Raw genomic sequence first — 2,045 nt, forward strand, 5'->3', positions numbered from 1 at the left:
TCTACGCCGAGGACCTGCCCGTCTCGTCCTGAGACCGCGGGCCCGGCACATCCGGCTGGAGCCGGCCCAGCAGTCGCGTCCGCTCCTCGGCGAAGACCGGGTCGGCCTGGTAGTCGGAGTGGCCGAGGATCGGCGCGGGCAGCGGGTGCAGCCCGGTGCGGCCGTAGGCGAGCGGGTCCATGAGGGGCTCCCGGTCCACCTCGGGGCCGCAGTCGCCGGGCAGCCGCACGGGGCCGCCGATCGGGTCGGTGAGCCGGTAGAGGTTGCGCCAGCAGTCCACGTCGTGGTGCAGGGCGGTGAGCGCGGCCGGGCCGAAGTGGGCCGGGAACCAGCGGCCGTAGAGGCGCTCCAGCGGGGAGCCGTAGGTCAGCAGGGCGACCCTCTTGCGGACGGACGGCTCCAGCTGCCAGGCCGCCGCGGCCGCCAGGACGCTGCCCTGGGAGTGTCCCGAGATGACCAGCCGGCCGCGCGTGGCCCGGACCCAGGTCGCGATCCGCCAGGTCAGGTCCGGTACCGCGCGCTCGGCGTAGCAGGGCGGGGCGAAGGGGTGGGCGGCGCGCGGCCAGAAGGTGCCCACGTCCCAGAGGATGCCGATGGTCCGGCGCGCGGAGGGGTCCTTGTAGGCGCGGCGCCCCCAGGTGACGAACAGGATGAAGCCGAGGCCGATCAGCCAGGAGCCGAGTGCCTGCGCGGTGTCGGCGGCGCTCTGCACGAAGGCGTACGCCCCCTCGGCCGCCTTCGCGGGTGTCTCGCGGGAGGTCAGGGCGCCGACGAGCGCGCCGGCGCCGAGGAGCAGGGTGCTGGCCGACGTCACCCCGAGCAGGCGGGGCCCCCGGTCCGTCAGTGCCGCCATCGCGCGGGTGCGGGCGATACGGCGGGTTCGTGCGGCGTCCTTGGGTTCCTCCGGGTACTCGCTCTCGACGGTGTCCAGTTGGGCCAGGCCGGAGCGCCAGGTGCGCCGGCCGAGCCAGGCACAGTGCCCCAGCAGCACGAGGAGGACCAGCGGGATCACCGACGCCTGCCAGGTCAGCAGGACGGGCGGGCCGGGGATGGTGGCGCCGGTGCCGTCCAGCCAGTCCGCCACGCGCTGCGAGACACCGCCGGACATCACACCGCCCAGGGCGCAGGCCAGCGTGGCGACGGCGGGTCCGGCCAGGCCGCGCATCGCCGCGCGCGGGTCGGGACGGGTGCGGTACAGCAGGTGGGCGACCACGGCCAGGGCGACCACCAGGAGGCCCTGCACGAAGGCGATGCCGCCGAAGGTGGCGTCCCCCGACAGCCGGCCGTGCGACTGCCAGCCCGGCCGCTCCCAGCCGGCGTACACCGCGGCCAGGGCGAGCAGGACGAGTGCGGCGAGCGGCAGACGCCGTACGAGATGCTCGTCGAGCCGGCGGTCGAGGTACTTCTCGGTGCGGCCGCGGCGGCACACCACCCAGACGACGGCGACCCCCGCGGCGACGAGACCGGTCTGGAGGAGCAGGCCGAGTATGTCCAGGAGCGCGGGGCCGCCCGGGGCGCGGTCGTGGCGGGCCGCCGTGGAGCTGACCGCCGCGGCGATCGTGAGCAGGCCCGCGGCGGTGTGCGCGGCCCGCAGCCGGGCGACCAGGCGGCGGCCGTACCAGAAGCCGGGGCGGCTGAGCGCGGTGCGGCCGTGGTCCTCATCCGGCTCGCCGTCGCGGGACATGGGCTGCTGGGACTCGTAGTCGCTCCAGGTGCGGTGGGACAGGTACCACAGGAGGCCGGTCAGCGCGGCCGGGACCAGGGCCGCCAGGGCGAGACGGCGGCCCGGCCTGCTCCACCAGCCGCCGTCCGACACGTCGGGCGACAGGAATCCGAGCCAGGTGTGCGACTCGGCGCACGCGCGTGTGCCCGCGCACTGCCAGGCGGCGAGGTCCAGGGCCACCTCGCAGGCGGCGGCGACCAGCAGCACGGTCAGGGTCAGGCCCGCGAGGCGTACCAGGAGGCCGTACAGGCGCACGGTCCGTCTGCGGCCGCCGGCCGCCGGGCGCATCCAGTGGGCGAGGTTGACCACCATGAACGGCAGC

The 2,045-nt window shown here is 76.0% G+C and carries 1 protein-coding gene; it reads right to left on the minus strand.

The features are described 5' to 3' along the window. Position 1 precedes the first annotated feature (1 nt). A partial coding sequence (locus tag AOJ26_RS39770; protein WP_053853212.1) for a hypothetical protein occupies positions 2-2,045 on the minus strand: 2,044 nt, incomplete at its 5' end.

Origin of the sequence: Streptomyces sp. NRRL B-24085 (genome assembly GCF_001282115.1) — a bacterium.
In the GTDB taxonomy this organism is placed as follows: domain Bacteria; phylum Actinomycetota; class Actinomycetes; order Streptomycetales; family Streptomycetaceae; genus Streptomyces.